The sequence below is a fragment of the Streptacidiphilus monticola genome (assembly GCF_042658505.1).
Classification (GTDB): Bacteria; Actinomycetota; Actinomycetes; order Streptomycetales; family Streptomycetaceae; genus Streptacidiphilus; species Streptacidiphilus monticola.
In genome coordinates, this window is sequence record NZ_JBHSQJ010000072.1 from 60,520 (window position 1) to 75,599 (window position 15,080).

The 15,080-nt window shown below is 72.1% G+C and carries 13 protein-coding genes and 1 pseudogene (1 of these 14 running past the window's edge); 13 read left to right on the top strand and 1 reads right to left on the bottom strand.

Features of this window, described 5'->3' with window-relative positions; genetic code table 11:
* The 7 genes and pseudogenes from ACFP3V_RS17855 to ACFP3V_RS17885 all read left to right on the top strand — a co-directional run.
* Nucleotides 1-624: pseudogene (locus tag ACFP3V_RS17855) on the top strand (DUF4192 domain-containing protein) (it extends 475 nt beyond the left edge of the window).
* Between the two features lie 81 nt (nt 625-705).
* Nucleotides 706-1,509, top strand: coding sequence for an NUDIX hydrolase (locus ACFP3V_RS17860; RefSeq protein WP_380584536.1), 804 nt, complete (start codon nt 706-708; stop codon nt 1,507-1,509).
* Between the two features lie 96 nt (nt 1,510-1,605).
* Nucleotides 1,606-2,871, top strand: coding sequence for an ATP-binding cassette domain-containing protein (locus tag ACFP3V_RS17865; RefSeq protein WP_380584538.1), 1,266 nt, complete (start codon nt 1,606-1,608; stop codon nt 2,869-2,871).
* Between the two features lie 4 nt (nt 2,872-2,875).
* Nucleotides 2,876-3,667 carry a hypothetical protein gene (locus tag ACFP3V_RS17870; protein ID WP_380584540.1) on the top strand — a complete coding sequence of 264 codons (792 nt, stop codon included), beginning with the start codon at nt 2,876-2,878 and terminating at the stop codon, nt 3,665-3,667.
* Nucleotides 3,668-3,793: 126 nt separating this feature from the next.
* A complete protein-coding gene (locus ACFP3V_RS17875; RefSeq protein WP_380584542.1) occupies nt 3,794-4,759 on the top strand; it encodes a FadR/GntR family transcriptional regulator in 966 nt (321 codons plus the stop codon).
* Between the two features lie 310 nt (nt 4,760-5,069).
* Nucleotides 5,070-6,698 carry an RNA polymerase sigma factor gene (locus tag ACFP3V_RS17880; protein ID WP_380584544.1) on the top strand — a complete coding sequence of 543 codons (1,629 nt, stop codon included), beginning with the start codon at nt 5,070-5,072 and terminating at the stop codon, nt 6,696-6,698.
* A gap of 164 nt (nt 6,699-6,862) precedes the next feature.
* Nucleotides 6,863-7,702, top strand: coding sequence for a S1 family peptidase (locus tag ACFP3V_RS17885; RefSeq protein WP_380584546.1), 840 nt, complete (start codon nt 6,863-6,865; stop codon nt 7,700-7,702).
* Nucleotides 7,703-7,818: 116 nt separating this feature from the next.
* Here ACFP3V_RS17885 and ACFP3V_RS17890 read toward each other — a convergent pair whose 3' ends face one another.
* Nucleotides 7,819-8,046, bottom strand: coding sequence for a DUF7455 domain-containing protein (locus tag ACFP3V_RS17890; RefSeq protein ID WP_380584548.1), 228 nt, complete (start codon nt 8,044-8,046; stop codon nt 7,819-7,821).
* 490 nt (nt 8,047-8,536) lie between these two features.
* On the opposite strand from ACFP3V_RS17890, the gene ACFP3V_RS17895 reads away from it, so the two are divergent.
* The 6 genes from ACFP3V_RS17895 (at nt 8,537) to ACFP3V_RS17920 (ending at nt 15,069) form a co-directional block, all read left to right on the top strand.
* The gene (locus tag ACFP3V_RS17895; protein WP_380584550.1) at nt 8,537-10,600 is read left to right on the top strand and encodes a DNA gyrase/topoisomerase IV subunit B; all 2,064 of its coding nucleotides are present in this window, start codon (nt 8,537-8,539) and stop codon (nt 10,598-10,600) included.
* A gap of 90 nt (nt 10,601-10,690) precedes the next feature.
* The gene (locus ACFP3V_RS17900) at nt 10,691-11,929 is read left to right on the top strand and encodes an FAD-dependent monooxygenase (protein ID WP_380584552.1); all 1,239 of its coding nucleotides are present in this window, start codon (nt 10,691-10,693) and stop codon (nt 11,927-11,929) included.
* Entirely contained in the window at nt 11,926-12,498 is a 573-nt protein-coding gene (locus ACFP3V_RS17905) for a GNAT family N-acetyltransferase (RefSeq protein ID WP_380584554.1), read from the top strand. Before ACFP3V_RS17900 ends, ACFP3V_RS17905 begins: the two co-directional genes overlap by 4 nt.
* Before the next feature lie 88 nt (nt 12,499-12,586).
* Nucleotides 12,587-13,078 (top strand): DUF1453 domain-containing protein, encoded by a 492-nt coding sequence (locus tag ACFP3V_RS17910; protein ID WP_380584556.1) that lies wholly within the window; start codon nt 12,587-12,589, stop codon nt 13,076-13,078.
* A gap of 74 nt (nt 13,079-13,152) precedes the next feature.
* Nucleotides 13,153-14,334 carry a sensor histidine kinase gene (locus ACFP3V_RS17915; RefSeq protein WP_380584558.1) on the top strand — a complete coding sequence of 394 codons (1,182 nt, stop codon included), beginning with the start codon at nt 13,153-13,155 and terminating at the stop codon, nt 14,332-14,334.
* Between the two features lie 9 nt (nt 14,335-14,343).
* Nucleotides 14,344-15,069 (top strand): response regulator, encoded by a 726-nt coding sequence (locus ACFP3V_RS17920; protein WP_380584560.1) that lies wholly within the window; start codon nt 14,344-14,346, stop codon nt 15,067-15,069.
* The last annotated feature ends 11 nt before the right edge of the window (nt 15,070-15,080 follow it).

The window sequence follows — 15,080 nt, forward strand, 5'->3', positions numbered from 1 at the left end:
ATCACTGTCCGCGGCTCGCTGCGGGAGCTGCACCGCGAGCTCGATCCGGTGCCCCCTCCTGCAGCGGAGGACCTGCACCGCGCCTTCCGCGGCATGATGCCGCGGCTCGCCGCCGAGCTGCGACGCCCCGGCGGCGCCGCCGAGGCCCGCGAGCACACGGTGGAGCTGGCCGCTCGCGCGCTGGAGCGGTTCCGTTCGGGCGAGGCGGAGTTGACGCCGGGTCAGTGCGCCCGGCTGCTGCTCGGCCTGCAGGACCGCCAGGCCCGGGACCGGGTGGCGGAGTGGCTGGAGCCCGAGGAGCTCCCGGCCGCCGAGCGGCTCTGGCGCTATCTCGCCCGGCGCTGCGCCGTTCCCTTCGATGCCTGCGCCGCCCCACCGCTGTCCCTGCTCGGCTGGACGGCCTGGATCCGCGGAGACGTGGTGCTGGCCCGGGTCGCCCTGGGCCGCGCCCTGGCGGCCGACCCCCGCTACACCTTCGCCCAGTTGCTCCACGAGGCCATCAACTGCGGTGCCGTGCCCGACACCCTGCGTGCCTCGCTGCGCCGGGAGCGCCGCACCCGTGAGCGCCGCGCCCGGGCGGCCCGCAAGCGCCGACCACGCCCCTGCCCGGCCCCGTCACGCTAACCTCGGCCAGAGGCGTCCGACAGCAGCTGCCCAGGTGGTTGCGGGGTGTTTATCGTCAGGGAGACGACTATGATGCGCCCCATGTCGCGTTACGACCCCACGGCCTTTCCCCCCTTCGCGGTCACCGTCGACCTCGTGGTGCTGACCGTGCGGGACAACTCGCTCTGCGCACTGCTGGTGCGCCGGGCCGAGGAGCCGTTCCAGGGGTTCTGGGCGCTGCCCGGCGGGTTCGTCCGGGCCGACGAAGGGCTGATCGAGGCGGCCGCGCGGAAGCTCTACGAGGAGACCTTCCTGCGCGCCCAGGCAGCTCCCGGCCAGGAGCCGGACCAGCGGCCGGGCACCGGTGCGCACCTGGAACAGCTGCGCACCTACGGCAAGCCGCTGCGCGACCCGCGCATGCGGGTCGTCAGCGTCGCCTACCTCGCGCTCGCCCCCGACCTGCCGACCCCGCGGCCCGGGCTGGACGTCAACAGCGTTCGCTGGGCCCCGGTGGAGGAACTGCTCGGGGAGAAGAAGGGCGACCAGGGCCTCGCCTTCGACCACGAGCAGATCCTGGCCGACGGTGTCGAGCGGGCCCGCTCCAAGATCGAGTACTCCGCCCTGGCGACCGCCTTCTGCCCGGAGGAGTTCACCGTCGGCGAGTTGCGCCGGATCTACGAGGCGGTCTGGGGCACCCCGCTGGACCCGCGGAACTTCCACCGCAAGGTCACCGGCACCCCTGGCTTCCTCCTGCCGACCGGCGGGACGACGACCCGTCAGGGGGGCCGCCCGGCCCAGCTGTTCCGGGCAGGCGGAGCCACCGTGCTGAACCCGCCGATGCTGCGGCCGGACAACTCCGGCTCGGGCAACGGGTCGGCCGCATCCGGCTCCGGAAACGCGTCCTGACCTGACACCCTGACGCGCCGTCAGGTCAATACCACGCAGAGTGAATAAGTCGGTCTATCGTGCTGGACCGGGGGCCACCAGCAGGAGGAGCCCGGCGTGACCACGGGGAAGACGTACAAGCCGTTCCAGGCCATCGGACTGACGAAGAGTTACCGCAAGGGCCGTCCGCCGGCTCTGCTCGACCTCTCCTTCGACGCGCGTCCCGGAGAGGTGACCGTCCTGCTCGGCCCCGAGGGCAGCGGTCGGACAACCGCCCTGCGGCTGGCCCTCGGCCTGGAGCAGGGGCAGGGCACCGCACTCTTCCACGGCCGCCTGTACCGCCGCCTCGCCCGGCCCGAGAAGTCCGTGGGCGTGGTCCTCAACGAGCCCGGCCGCGGCGCTCATCCCGGCCGCCGCGCCCGCGCCCACCTGCGGATGATGGCCGCCGCCGCCGGGGTTCCGGCCCGCCGGGCCGACCAACTCCTCGAACAGACGCGGCTGGACCCCGTCGGCGAGCAGCGGCTGCGCGGATTCTCGCCCGGCATGCTGCGCCGGCTCCAGCTCGCCGAGGCACTGCTGGGCGACCCTCGGCTGCTGATCCTGGACGAGCCCACCGAGGGCCTGTCGCCGCGCAACGTCGAGTGGTTCCACGCCTTCCTGCGCGCCTTCGCCCAGGGCGGCGGTGCGGTCCTGGTCACGTTGCGCAGCCCGCAGGAGGCGGCCCAGTTGGGCCACCGGGTGGTCACCCTCGACCTGGGCCGGATGCTCGCCGACCAGTCCGTGGCCGAGTTCCGCCGCACCCGCCTGCGCGACGAGGTGTCGGTGCGCGGCCCCCAGGTCGCGCGCCTGGCGGACCTGCTGGTCGAGGCAGGCGCGGCGGTTCGCCGCGAAGGCGGCACCCGCATCTCCGTGGAGGGGCTGACCCGCACCGAGATCGGTGAACTCGCCTACCGCAACGGCATCCTGCTCCATGAACTGGCCGATGTGACGGTGGAGCACGCCCCGGGGGACCTGGCCGCAGCCCCGCCTCACCTGCTGACCGCCGCCGGTCAGGCCGCCCACGCGGCCCACGTCTCCGCGCTCTCCCAGTCCGTGGCCTATCAGTCTGCGCTCCCCGAGTCCGCGGTCCCCGAGTCCCCGGTCCCCGAGTCCCCGGTCTGCCGGTCCGCAGTCTCCGAGTCCCCGACGTCCCGGGCCGCCGCTGTGGCCGAGGTCGTCATCGGAGCGGCCGCGCCGGCGGGAGCAGCGCCGGGCGCGCAGCCCCTGCCCGGCCGGGGAGGGTCCGGGATGCCGGGGGAGCAGGTCGTGGTCGTCCGCCCGGGGGAGACCGCCGATGCCGAGCTGGTACTGACCCAGCCCCGCACCACCGCAGAGAGCGAGTGAGCCCGTGCACGCCATCGCCTACGAGCGCCGCCGTCTGACCTCGGTCCGCTCCACCTGGCTGGTCCTGGTCGGGCTCCTGCTCGCGGACGCCGCGGTCGCCGCGCTGACGGCCCGTCAGCCCGCCTTGGCCGAGCCGGTCCGAGTGCTCACCGCCGGGGTGCCCCTGCTCCCACTGCCGCTCGCCGCCATCGCCGCGGGGGCCGTCGGGGCGCTGTCCTACGGTCACGAGATCCGCTACCCGGTCCTCCGCGCGCACCTGCGCCCGGCCGTCCGCCGGTTCCAACTGCTGGCCGCCAAGCTGACGGTCGTCGGGGTCTTCTCGGCCGCCGCCGCCGCGCTCACCCTCGCCGTCGACGGACTCGCGCTGCACTTTCTTGCGCCGCACACATCCGTGCGACAGTTCGAGCACGCTCTCGTTTCGGGCCAGGTCCCGGCCGCGCTCCTCGGATACCTGGCCGCCGCCGTCGCCGGAGGCTGGACCGGACTGCTCGGGGCCGCGCTGCTGCGCAGCGCCGCCGCCGGCCTGCTGCTCGTGGTGAGCCTGCCCGTGCTCGCCGAGCCTGTGGTCCGTGCCCTGCTCGACCACCGGCAGCTGGCGGCCGACGGACTGGGGGCACTGCGCTGGTCGCGGCTGTTCCCGGTCGACATGCAGCACGCCTGGCTCTACGGCCCGCTCAGCGGACTGCCGGGCGCGGCCGGGCTGTCGCGGCTCGAACTCGGCGCGCTGGTCGGGGGCCCGGTGCTCGCGCTGTTCCTCGTCTACGCGCTGCTGCTGCCGCGCCGCAGTACGGTCTGACGACCCGGCAGGTCCGACGGGGCGTCAACTCGGCGTCAACTTCGTGCCATTTGCAGAAATAACCGAAAAGACCGATAGCATCCGATATTGCGTCACTTGTCGCCTGAGGGGCGATCACCCTTTCGTGTGCTTTTCACGAAATTCCTCAAGGCCGCTCGGCCCATGGCCGACAAAGGAGACGTGAGTACCGTTGCGCACCCCCAAATGTCCCCCGCCCACATGAGCCAGATGGCCTCGACCCCCTCGGTGCCGGGCGTCCGCTCCCTGCCGGGTGAGCTGGACCGTTACCCGATGGTCGAGCGCCCTCAGGTGGACCGTCCGGCCGCCGCCGTGCACTGGGAGTCCGCCGACCCGGAGCTGAGCCGCGCGGGCCGCCGCGCCGCCGGCCGCGGCCGCGGCCTCCACGGGCAGCTCGTCCAGCAGCTCGGCCAGATGATCGTCTCCGGCGACCTCGGCGCCGACCGCCCCCTCGTCCCCGAGGAGATCGGTCAGCGGTTCGAGGTCTCCCGCACGGTGGTCCGCGAGTCGCTGCGCGTCCTGGAGGCCAAGGGTCTGGTCAGTGCCCGCCCCAACGTCGGCACCCGCGTCCGCCCGGTCGCCGACTGGAACCTGCTCGACCCGGACATCATCGAGTGGCGCGCGTTCGGCCCCCAGCGTGAGGACCAGCGCCGGGAACTGTTCGAACTGCGCTGGGCGATCGAGCCGCTGGCGGCCCGCCTCGCCGCCGGGCACGGCCGCGACGAGGTGCAGCAGCGGCTGCTCGACATGACCGAGATCATGAGCCACGCCGCCGGCCAGGGCGACGCCCTCACCTTCGCCCGGGCCGACGCCGAGTTCCACGCCCTGGTCCTGGAACTGGCCGGCAACCGGATGCTGGAGCACCTGGCAGGCATCGTCGGCTCCGCCCTGCAGGTCTCCGGCGGCCCGGTCACCGCCTGCGAGCGCCCGACCGAGCCCTCGGTGGGCCTCCACGCCCGGCTCGCCGACGCCCTCGGCACCGGTGACGGCACCGCCGCCGAGGCCGCCATGCGTGCGCTGCTGACCGTCCATCCGGAGGTGGACACCCTGGTCCCCGGCCCCCGCGAGCACTGAACCGGACGATCTGAGCGGTCCGTCCCGTGGCCGCCCCCGCGACCGCTGCCCCCGTACCGGGCAGCGGTCGCCGTCGGCTCCATGGGCGATCGGGGGACAATCGGCGGCAACGGAATGAAGCAGCTGTCAAGGGCGGTTGGGTTGGGTAGAGCTCCAGGGGGCACACTGTGACCTGCACCACCCGAAGAGTGCGTAACACTTCTCCGTGAGCAGCGATGTCTACGGAGGCGGTGCCCCGCACCGTCGGCTCCAGCTCCACAGATAGCAGTTCCGGGCCCGTTCGGGCCTGTGTCCACTCACGTCCGAGAGGTTGTTCGTGTCGGCCAGCACTTCCCGTTCGCTCCCGCCCGAGATCGCCGAGTCCGCTGCTCTGATGGCGCTCATCGAGCGGGGTAAGGCACAGGGGCAGATCGCCGGCGATGACGTGCGCCACGCATTCGAGATCGACCAGATCCCGGTCACCAAGTGGAAGAACGTCATGCGCAGCCTCAACCAGGTCCTCGAAGAGGAGGGTGTGACGCTGATGGTGAGCGCTGCGGAGCCGGCCGGCTCCAAGCGTCCCCGCAAGAGCGTCGCGGCGAAGAGCACGGCGACGAAGACTGCGGCGACCAGGACTGTCGCTCCGCGTGCGGCCGCCCCGCGGCCTGCCGCCGCCCCGGTCGCGCGCCCCGTCGCCGCTGCCGCTGCGCCGCTGCCCCCCACTGTCGCGGCCCCGGTCGAGGACATCGACCTGCCCGGTGAGGACGAGGCGATCGCCCCCGCCAAGAAGGCCCCGGCCAAGAAGGCGGCCGCGAAGAAGGCCGCCCCGGCCAAGAAGGCCGCCGCCAAGAAGACCGCCGCTCCCGCGAAGAAGACGGCCGCCACCAAGGAGGCCGGGGAGGACGAGGAGCTGCTCGCCGACGAGGAGCTGCTCGTGGACGCCGCCCCCGCCGAGGCCGAGCCGGTCGAGGGCGAGGAGGAGTCCGAGGGCTTCGTCCTGTCCGACGAGGACGAGGACGACGCGCCGGCCCAGCAGGTCGCCGTCGCCGGCGCCACGGCCGACCCGGTCAAGGACTACCTCAAGCAGATCGGCAAGGTCCCGCTGCTCAACGCCGAGCAGGAGGTCGAGCTCGCCAAGCGCATCGAGGCCGGACTGTTCGCCGAGGACAAGCTGTCCCAGGCCGACAAGCTCGCGCCCAAGCTCAAGCGCGAGCTGGAGATCATCGCCGAGGACGGCCGCCGCGCCAAGAACCACCTGCTCGAGGCCAACCTGCGTCTGGTCGTCTCCCTGGCCAAGCGCTACACCGGCCGCGGCATGCTCTTCCTGGACCTGATCCAGGAGGGCAACCTCGGTCTGATCCGCGCGGTCGAGAAGTTCGACTACACCAAGGGCTACAAGTTCTCGACCTACGCGACGTGGTGGATCCGCCAGGCGATCACGCGCGCCATGGCCGACCAGGCCCGCACCATCCGCATCCCGGTGCACATGGTCGAGGTCATCAACAAGCTCGCCCGCGTCCAGCGCCAGATGCTGCAGGACCTCGGCCGCGAACCCACCCCGGAGGAGCTGGCCAAGGAACTGGACATGACGCCCGAGAAGGTCGTCGAGGTCCAGAAGTACGGCCGTGAGCCGATCTCCCTGCACACCCCCCTGGGCGAGGACGGCGACAGCGAGTTCGGTGACCTGATCGAGGACTCCGAGGCGGTCGTCCCGGCCGACGCGGTCTCCTTCACCCTGCTGCAGGAGCAGCTGCACTCGGTGCTGGACACCCTGAGCGAGCGCGAGGCCGGCGTGGTCTCCATGCGCTTCGGCCTGACGGACGGTCAGCCGAAGACGCTGGACGAGATCGGCAAGGTCTACGGGGTCACCCGTGAGCGCATCCGCCAGATCGAGTCCAAGACCATGTCCAAGCTGCGCCACCCGTCCCGCTCCCAGGTGCTGCGCGACTACCTGGACTGACGGCCCTCCGCTGACCGGCAGTCAGAGGCCCGGAACCGCACGGCGGTTCCGGGCCTCACTCGTTCGAGGGCACCCCGGGGCGGCGGAACGGTACTGCGGGTGACGCCTCCCTTACGCTGAGCGGCGACTGTGCGTGTCGCGCGCATCCAGGGTGAGGAGCGGGAGTGGCGGACAGCAGGGACGGCGCGCGCGTGCGCCGGGGACGACGGGCGCTGCTGGTGCTGCTGGCGGCACTGCCCGCGTCCCTGACGGTGGGTCAGCCGAACGCCGAGGCGATCGTCGGCGGCGGCCCGACGGACGTCGGCAGCCATCCGTGGATGGTGGGCGTCGCCAGCCGCTCGGTGTACGGGGGCGCCCGTTCCGGCCAGTTCTGCGGCGGCACCCTGGTCGAGCCGACCAAGGTGGTCACCGCGGCGCACTGCCTCTACGACGAGTCCACGGGCCGCCTGACCGTCCGGCCCGATCTCAAGGTGCTGGTGGGCCGGACCGACCTCAGCTCCTCGGCCGGCGAGGAGGTCCCCGTCAGCGACGTCTGGGTGGATCCGGACTACGACTTCGACAGCAACCGCTGGGATGTGGCGGTTCTCACGCTGGCCCGGCCGCAGACGGATCGTCAACTGCTGCCCCTCGTCTGGCAGGGAGACCAGCGCCCCTACACGGCGGGCAAGAACGCCACCGTCTTCGGCTGGGGCGACACGACGGGACGAGGCGACTACCCCACGGTGCTCCGGCAGGTGACCGTCCCGGTGGTGCCGGACGCGACCTGCGCGAAGGACTACCCGGGCGGCGGGGACGGGAAGTTCACGGCGGACACCATGGTCTGCGCGGGCAACCAGACCTACGGCGGCAAGGACGCCTGCCAGGGGGACAGCGGCGGGCCGCTGGTCGCGGACGGGCAGCTGGTCGGCGTCGTCAGCTGGGGGACGGGCTGTGCGCAGGCCGGCCGGCCCGGCGTCTACACCCGCCTCGAAGCCATGGCCGACGCGATCCGCTCCCAGCTCTGACGCGGCGACAACCCCGCCACGGCAGCCGGGTACGGCCGGACGCCTGGGTACGGCCGAGGCGGCGGACCAGGAAATCGGTCCGCCGCCTCGGGCTCAGCTCGTCGTCAGGGGTAGCGTCAGCGCTCCTCCGCCGCGGCCGTGGGGCTCACGGTGAGCCGGTCGCTCTCATCCTGTATCTCGGCGGCGATCTTCTTCAGCTCGGGCTCGAACTTGCGGCCGTGGTGCGCGCAGAAGAGCAGCTCGCCACCGGAGGCCAGCACGACGCGCAGGTACGCCTGGGCACCGCAGCGGTCGCAACGGTCGGCCGCGGTCAGCGGGGTCGCGGGGGTCAGAACTGTGGTCACGTCGCCTCTTCTCTAGCTCGACGAGCTGTCTTACCAGGGTCAACATCCAACCAGGCCGATTTCGTTCCCGCGCGGGCTTTCCTTTTGGGACGAGCTCGGTCGGACCGGATGGCGACGGCGGTGTCGGTGTCCTTGCCTACAGTGGTGCGTTGTTATTGGTGAGGACGTGCCCGGAGCGGATCCGGTTCATGCCTACCGCCGTCAGTGACCTTTGCTTCACTCATATTGCTGCACACGTCCGTGCTACCGAACACTCGTGCGAGGTCCGCGTAGCATATGCCGACGAACGGTGAAGCAGAAGCCCCGAGCTGCACAGCCGGTAGCCTGCATCCCGGAGGGCACTGCGCCCATGGTGCCCCGGTCCGGTGATCAGGAGCCAGGACGAAGGGCCATGTTCGCAGCCAGCGGAACGGCCCAACTGACAGCTCAACAGCGGAATACAGCGGTAACCCCCGGTAACAGCCGGCAGTAGACGAGGAGCAGGACGCGCGTGACCGCCGAATCGACCGTGACGGGCACTGGCCCCAAGGACGGCTCCAACTACACCGCGCGGCACCTCCTCGTCCTCGAGGGCCTGGAGGCGGTCCGCAAGCGCCCGGGCATGTACATCGGCTCCACGGACAGCCGCGGCCTGATGCACTGCCTGTGGGAGATCATCGACAACGCCGTGGACGAGGCCCTGGCCGGCTACTGCGACCACATCGACGTGCTGCTGCACGGCGACGGCTCGGTCGAGGTCCGCGACAACGGCCGCGGCATCCCGGTCGACGTGGAGCCCAAGACCGGGCTGTCCGGCGTCGAGGTCGTGATGACCAAGCTGCACGCGGGCGGCAAGTTCGGCGGCGGGTCCTACGCCGCCTCCGGAGGTCTGCACGGCGTCGGCGCCTCCGTGGTCAATGCGCTCTCCGAGCGCCTCGAGGTCGAGGTGGACCGCAGCGGCTGGACGCATGCCATCTCCTTCCACCGCGGCGCCCCCGAAGGGTCGTTGGAGAGGACGAAGAAGGCGCCGCGCGGCAGGACCGGCACCCGCATCCGCTACTGGGCGGACAAGCAGATCTTCCTCAAGGACGCCAAGCTCTCGCTCGACAATCTGCACAACCGCGCCCGGCAGACCGCGTTCCTGGTCCCCGGTCTGACCATCGTGGTCCGCGACGAGCGCGCGATCGACGGGGCCCCGGTCGACGAGCAGGTCTTCCGCTTCGACGGCGGCATCGGCGAGTTCTGCGAGTTCCTCGCCCCCGACAAGCCGGTCTGCGACACCCTGCGCCTGGCCGGGCACGGCACCTTCAAGGAGACCGTCCCGGTCCTCGACGAGCTCGGGCACATGACCCCGACCGAGGTGGTCCGCGAGCTGGGCGTGGACATCGCCCTGCGCTGGGGCACCGGTTACGACACCACGCTCCGCTCCTTCGTCAACATCATCTCCACGCCCAAGGGCGGTACCCACGTCAGCGGCTTCGAGAAGGCGCTCGTCAAGACCTTCAACGAGCAGTTGCGGGCGGCCAAGCTGCTGCGCGTGGCCGAGGACGACGTGGTCAAGGACGACGTACTCGAAGGCCTCACCGCGGTGGTGACGGTCCGTCTGGCCGAGCCGCAGTTCGAAGGCCAGACCAAGGAGGTGCTCGGCACCTCGGCCGCGGCCCGCATCGTGTCCAACGTCGTGGCCAAGGAGCTCAAGGACTTCCTGACGTCGACCAAGCGCGACGCCAAGGCCCAGGCCCGCGCCGTGATGGAGAAGGTGGTCGCCGCGGCCCGCACCCGGGTGGCGGCACGTCAGCACAAGGACGCGCAGCGGCGGAAGACCGCGCTGGAGACCTCGTCGCTGCCGGCCAAGCTGGCCGACTGCCGCAGCGACGACGTCGACCGCAGCGAACTGTTCATCGTCGAGGGCGACTCGGCGCTCGGCACCGCCAAGGTGGCGCGCAACTCCGAGTTCCAGGCGCTGCTGCCGATCCGCGGCAAGATTCTGAACGTGCAGAAGGCGTCCGTCACCGACATGCTCAAGAACGCCGAGTGCGCGGCGATCATCCAGGTGATAGGGGCGGGTTCGGGTCGCACCTTCGACATCGACCAGGCCCGGTACGGCAAGGTCATCATGATGACCGACGCCGACGTCGACGGCTCCCACATCCGCACGCTGCTGCTGACGCTGTTCCAGCGGTACATGCGGCCGATGATCGAGGCGGGCCGGGTCTTCGCCGCCGTGCCGCCGCTGCACCGGATCGAGCTGGTCCAGCCCAAGAAGGGCCAGGACAAGTACGTCTACACCTACTCCGACAGCGAACTGCGCAACACCCTGCTGGAGTTCCAGCGCCGAGGGGTCCGCTACAAGGACGCGATCCAGCGCTACAAGGGCCTGGGCGAGATGGACGCCGACCAACTGGCGGAGACCACGATGGACCCGCGCCACCGGGTGCTGCGCAGGATCAACCTGGGCGACCTGGAGCAGGCCGAGCGCACCTTCGACCTGCTGATGGGCAACGACGTGGCCCCGCGCAAGGAGTTCATCGTCGACTCGGCGGCCGTGCTGGACCGGTCCCGGATCGACGCCTGACGACCGGATGGACGCCTGACGAAACGTCAAGCGGCCGCCGGGCCTCCGCCTTTGGTGCGCAGCGTAGTCAGTTGGCTACACTGCGCCAGCATGAGGATCGCATGCGTGGGCGGAGGCCCGGCCGGCCTGTACTTCTCGATCCTGGCGAAGCTGCAGCGGCCGCAGGACGAGGTGCACGTCCACGAGCGGCTGCCAGCCGAAGCCGACGACGGTTGGGGCGTCACCTACTGGGCCGACTTCCTCGACGTGCTGCGCGGCTGCGACATCGACACGGCCGAGGCCATCGCACGCGGCTCGGCCTCATGGAGCCAGGGGGTCGCCCACATCCGCGGCGAGCGGACCGCCCACCAGGGCGACCGCGAGTTCGGCATCGGCCGACGCCACCTGCTCGACCTGCTCACCGCTCGGGCCGAAGCCCTGGGGGTGCGTGTCCACCACGACCGCGAGATCACCGACCCGTCCCGACTCCCCGACGCGGACCTGGTGGTGGCCGCGGACGGCGCGGGCAGCCAGATCCGCGGTGCGCATGCCGCGGACTACGGAACCCGGATCGACGAGGGCCGCAACCCCTTCCTCTGGCTCGGCACCGACAAGGTCCTCGACAGCTTCACCTTCGCCTTCCATCCCACCGAGGGCGGCGGCTGGCTCTGGTGCTACGGCTATCCCTACGGCTCCGACCGGAGCACCGTGGTCGTGGAGTGCACCCCGCAGGCCTGGACCGACCTCTCCTTCGACAGCCTCGGCCGCCGGGAGACCCTCGACCTGCTCGCCCGGCTCTTCGCCGAGCCGCTCGACGGGCACGCCCTGCTGTCCCGCGCCGAGGACACGGACGACGCCGGCTGGCGCACCTTCCGCACGGTCAGCAACCGCTCCTGGCACCGGGTTTCACCGGTGCCGACGGTCCTGCTGGGCGACGCGGCGCATACCACCCACTACTCCATCGGCGCCGGCACCAAGCTCGCCCTGGAGGACGCCATCGGCCTGGCGGCCGCGCTGCGCGAGCACGCCGACCTCCCCACCGCGCTGCAGCGCTACGGCGCCGGCCGCCGGCAGGCGCTGCTGCGCTCGCAGAGCGCGGCCCGGTACAGCGCGCGCTGGTTCGAGGAACTGCCGCGCTACATGCGGCTGCCGCCACAGCGCCTTTTCGCCCTGCTCGGCCAGCGGCACTCACCGCTGCTCCCGCTGCTGCCACCGGCCCTCGGCTACCACCTGCACCACGGCATCGAGTCGCTGCCGGCCCTGCGCGCGGCCCGTCGGTGGGCCGGGCCGCGGCTGGCGGCACGGCTGCACGCCCAGGGCGACAGGGGCAGTGATACGGTCGCGCGATGATCAGTCGATCGTCCTTCTGGCTGGACGCGGGGGACCGCCGGGTGCTCATGCGGCCACCGCTGCTCGCGGACGCGGAACGCCTGGCCGAGACCCAGCGCCGGCTCCGTGACCACCTGGCCGCGTCGAGCATCCACCGGGACCCCGACTTCTATACCACCGATGGCCAACTCGCCCGACTGCGAGCGCAGTTGGACCAGGCGTCCAGAGGCGCGCTGGCTCCCTGGCTGCTGCTGGTCGGCGACCGGATCGTCGGGGACGTGGCCGTCTCCCACATCGTGCTCGGCCCGCTGCGCTGCGGGAACCTCGGCTACTGGCTGGACCCGGAGTGGACCGGACGCGGTCTGGCCACCGGCGCCGCACTCCAGGCCTGCGCGTTCGCCAGGGACGAGCTGCGGCTGCACCGGCTCGAGGCCGGGACGCTGACCGAGAACACCGCCTCCCAACGGGTGCTGGAGCGGGCCGGGTTCAGCCGGATCGGCGTGGCTCGCAGCTACCTCTTCGTCAACGGACGCTGGCGCGACCACGTCCTGTTCGAGAAGGTCCTCGACGAACAGGAGCCGCCGGGCTGACTCCACCCCCGGGTGGAGAGCCGGACCCACCCGCGCTTCCACCCCCGCTCCGAGGTGCGCGGCGGCCGCGCTGCCTAGCGTGATCCGTATGAACTCCGCAGCAAGCACCCTGCTCGTCATCGCCGCCGTCGTCCTGGTGCTGGCACGTCAGCTGACCGCCCGCCGGGTCGGGGACGACTGGCGCAAGGCCTTCGTCCTGCCGGTCGTCCTCGCCGCCGTCGCGCTGGAGGACGGCCATCTGATCGACCCGGCCCACCGCCCGCTCGCCGTCGGCTTCCTGGTGGTCGGCCTGATCCTGGAAGCCGCTCTCGGCGCCGTCTGGGGACTCACCACCAGGCTCTGGCGCGACGAGTCCGGCGCCCTGTGGGCCAAGGGCACCCTGCTGAGCCTGCTCGCCTGGATCGGGATGGTCGTGGTCCGCGCCGGCCTCTACGGCGCGGGTCACGCGCTCGGTCTCGCCCAGGGGCAGGGCGACCTGCTGCTGGCGCTGGCCGTCCTGGTAGCCGTCCGCGGCGTCGTCCTGCGACTGCGTGCCCAGGCCGTCGCCCCGGCGTACGGTGGCTCCGCGAACGTGATCTGACACGCCGTCCGGAGCGCCGGACGGCGCACCGGACGGACGGGGACGCCACCAGGCAGGCGGAAGGACGGCACAGGGTGGAGCAGGCGACCGACTGGCCCCCGCGCGGCGGATCCGAGCGGGTGGACCAGATCGCGCTGCGGCGCCGACTCGGCAACGCCGCCCGCACGATCGGCCTCGGTGCGGCCGTGTGGTCGGTATTCGCCAACGGGCGGCTGACCACGACGCAGATGGCCGTGCTCTCGGCGGTCACGGCCGTCGGAGTGGTCGCCTTCCTCGCCTTCGTCCGCTTCGCCCGGGCCCGCCGGCTGACCGCGAGTCTCGCCTGCCTCGTCGTCGTCGCGGTCCAGGCGTGCTTCGCCGCGCTCGACGGCGGCGGGCTGATCGGCGTGCTGTTCATGTGCGGGATCGCCCTCGGCGCCTTGCAGCGGCTGCCGCTCGCGGCCGCGGTTCCGGTCCTGGTCCTCTCCCTGAGCGCGTTCATGGCCATCGCACCGCCGGGCGTCGCGCACTGGTCCAACGCCGTCACCGTGCTGGGCCTCGGCGTGCTGGGCTATGTGCTGCGCCTGGACGCGGCGGCCCGGGCCAACACCCGCGCGCTGCTGGAACAGGAGCGCGCCGCGCACGCGGCCCGCGCGGAGACCGCCGCACTGGCCGAACGTGCCCGCATCGCCCGCGAGATGCACGACGTACTGGCCCACAGCCTGTCCGCGCAGCTGGTGCACCTGGAGGCGGCGCGGCTGCTGCTGGACGGCGGCGCTCCCCGGGAACAACTGCGCGAACGCATCGTCGCGGCACGGAAGATGGCCCAGGACGGGCTGGCCGAGACCCGGCAGGCGCTCTCCGCGCTGCGCGGCGAGTTCACGCCGGTGGGGGAGTTCCTGCAGGAACTGGCCAAGGAGGAGGACGCGGTGCTGGAGGTGGAGGGCGTGCCCCGGCCGCTCGCCGCCGAGGCCGGCCTCGCCGTACGGCGCACCGCGCAGGAGGCGCTCACCAACGTCCGCAAGCACGCGCCCGGTGCGTCGGCGCGGGTACGCCTCGCCTACGCCGAGGACGGTGGCGTCCAACTGGAGGTGGTCAACGGACCGGGCAGGCGTCCCGCCGAGCTGGGCGACTCGGGCAGCGGCTACGGGCTGCTCGGCATGCGTGAGCGGGCCGAACTGCTCGGCGGCGAACTGGAGGCGGGCCCCCGCGAGGGCGGCTTCCGGGTGCTGCTGACGCTTCCGGGCGAGCGGCAGGGGCCGTCCGCCGCAGGGTAGTTTGGGCCCGTGAACGAGGCGAGTCCGGTACGGGTGCTGGTGGCGGACGACCAGACCGTGGTCCGCGAGGGCATTGTCATGCTGCTCGGGCTGCTGCCCGGGATCGAGGTGGTCGGCGCGGCCGCGGACGGCGAGGAGGCGGTCCGCCTGGTCGGCGAACACCGGCCGGACGTGGTGCTGATGGACCTGCGGATGCCGCGCGTGGACGGCGTCGAGGCCACCCGCCGGATCCGCCGTGACCACCCTGGCACCGACGTGGTCGTGCTGACCACCTACGCCGACGACGACTCGCTCTTCCCGGCGCTGCAGGCGGGGGCTCGCGGCTATCTCACCAAGGACGCGGGCGCCGAGGAGATCGCGCGCGCCATCGCGGACGTGCGGGCGGGCGCCGCGGGGCTCTCGCCGCAGGTGCAGGCACGGTTGCTGGAGCGGCTCGCCGGCGGCGCCGGGACCGGTGGCGCCACGTCGGCTGTTCCGGATGCGCCCGTTCCGGCGGCGCCCCTGCCGAGGGCTCAACCCGTAGCGCTGCCGGACGGGTTGACGGCCCGTGAGGCGGAGGTGCTCGCGCTGATCGCCGGTGGCCGGTCGAACGCGGAGATCGCCGCCGAACTGTTCGTCAGCATGGCCACGGTGAAGACCCACATCAACAACCTCTTCGCCAAGACCGGGGTCCGCGACCGGGCCCAGGCGGTGCGGTATGCGTACCAGCACGGGCTGCATCACCTGATGGAGTGAACGTCCGCACG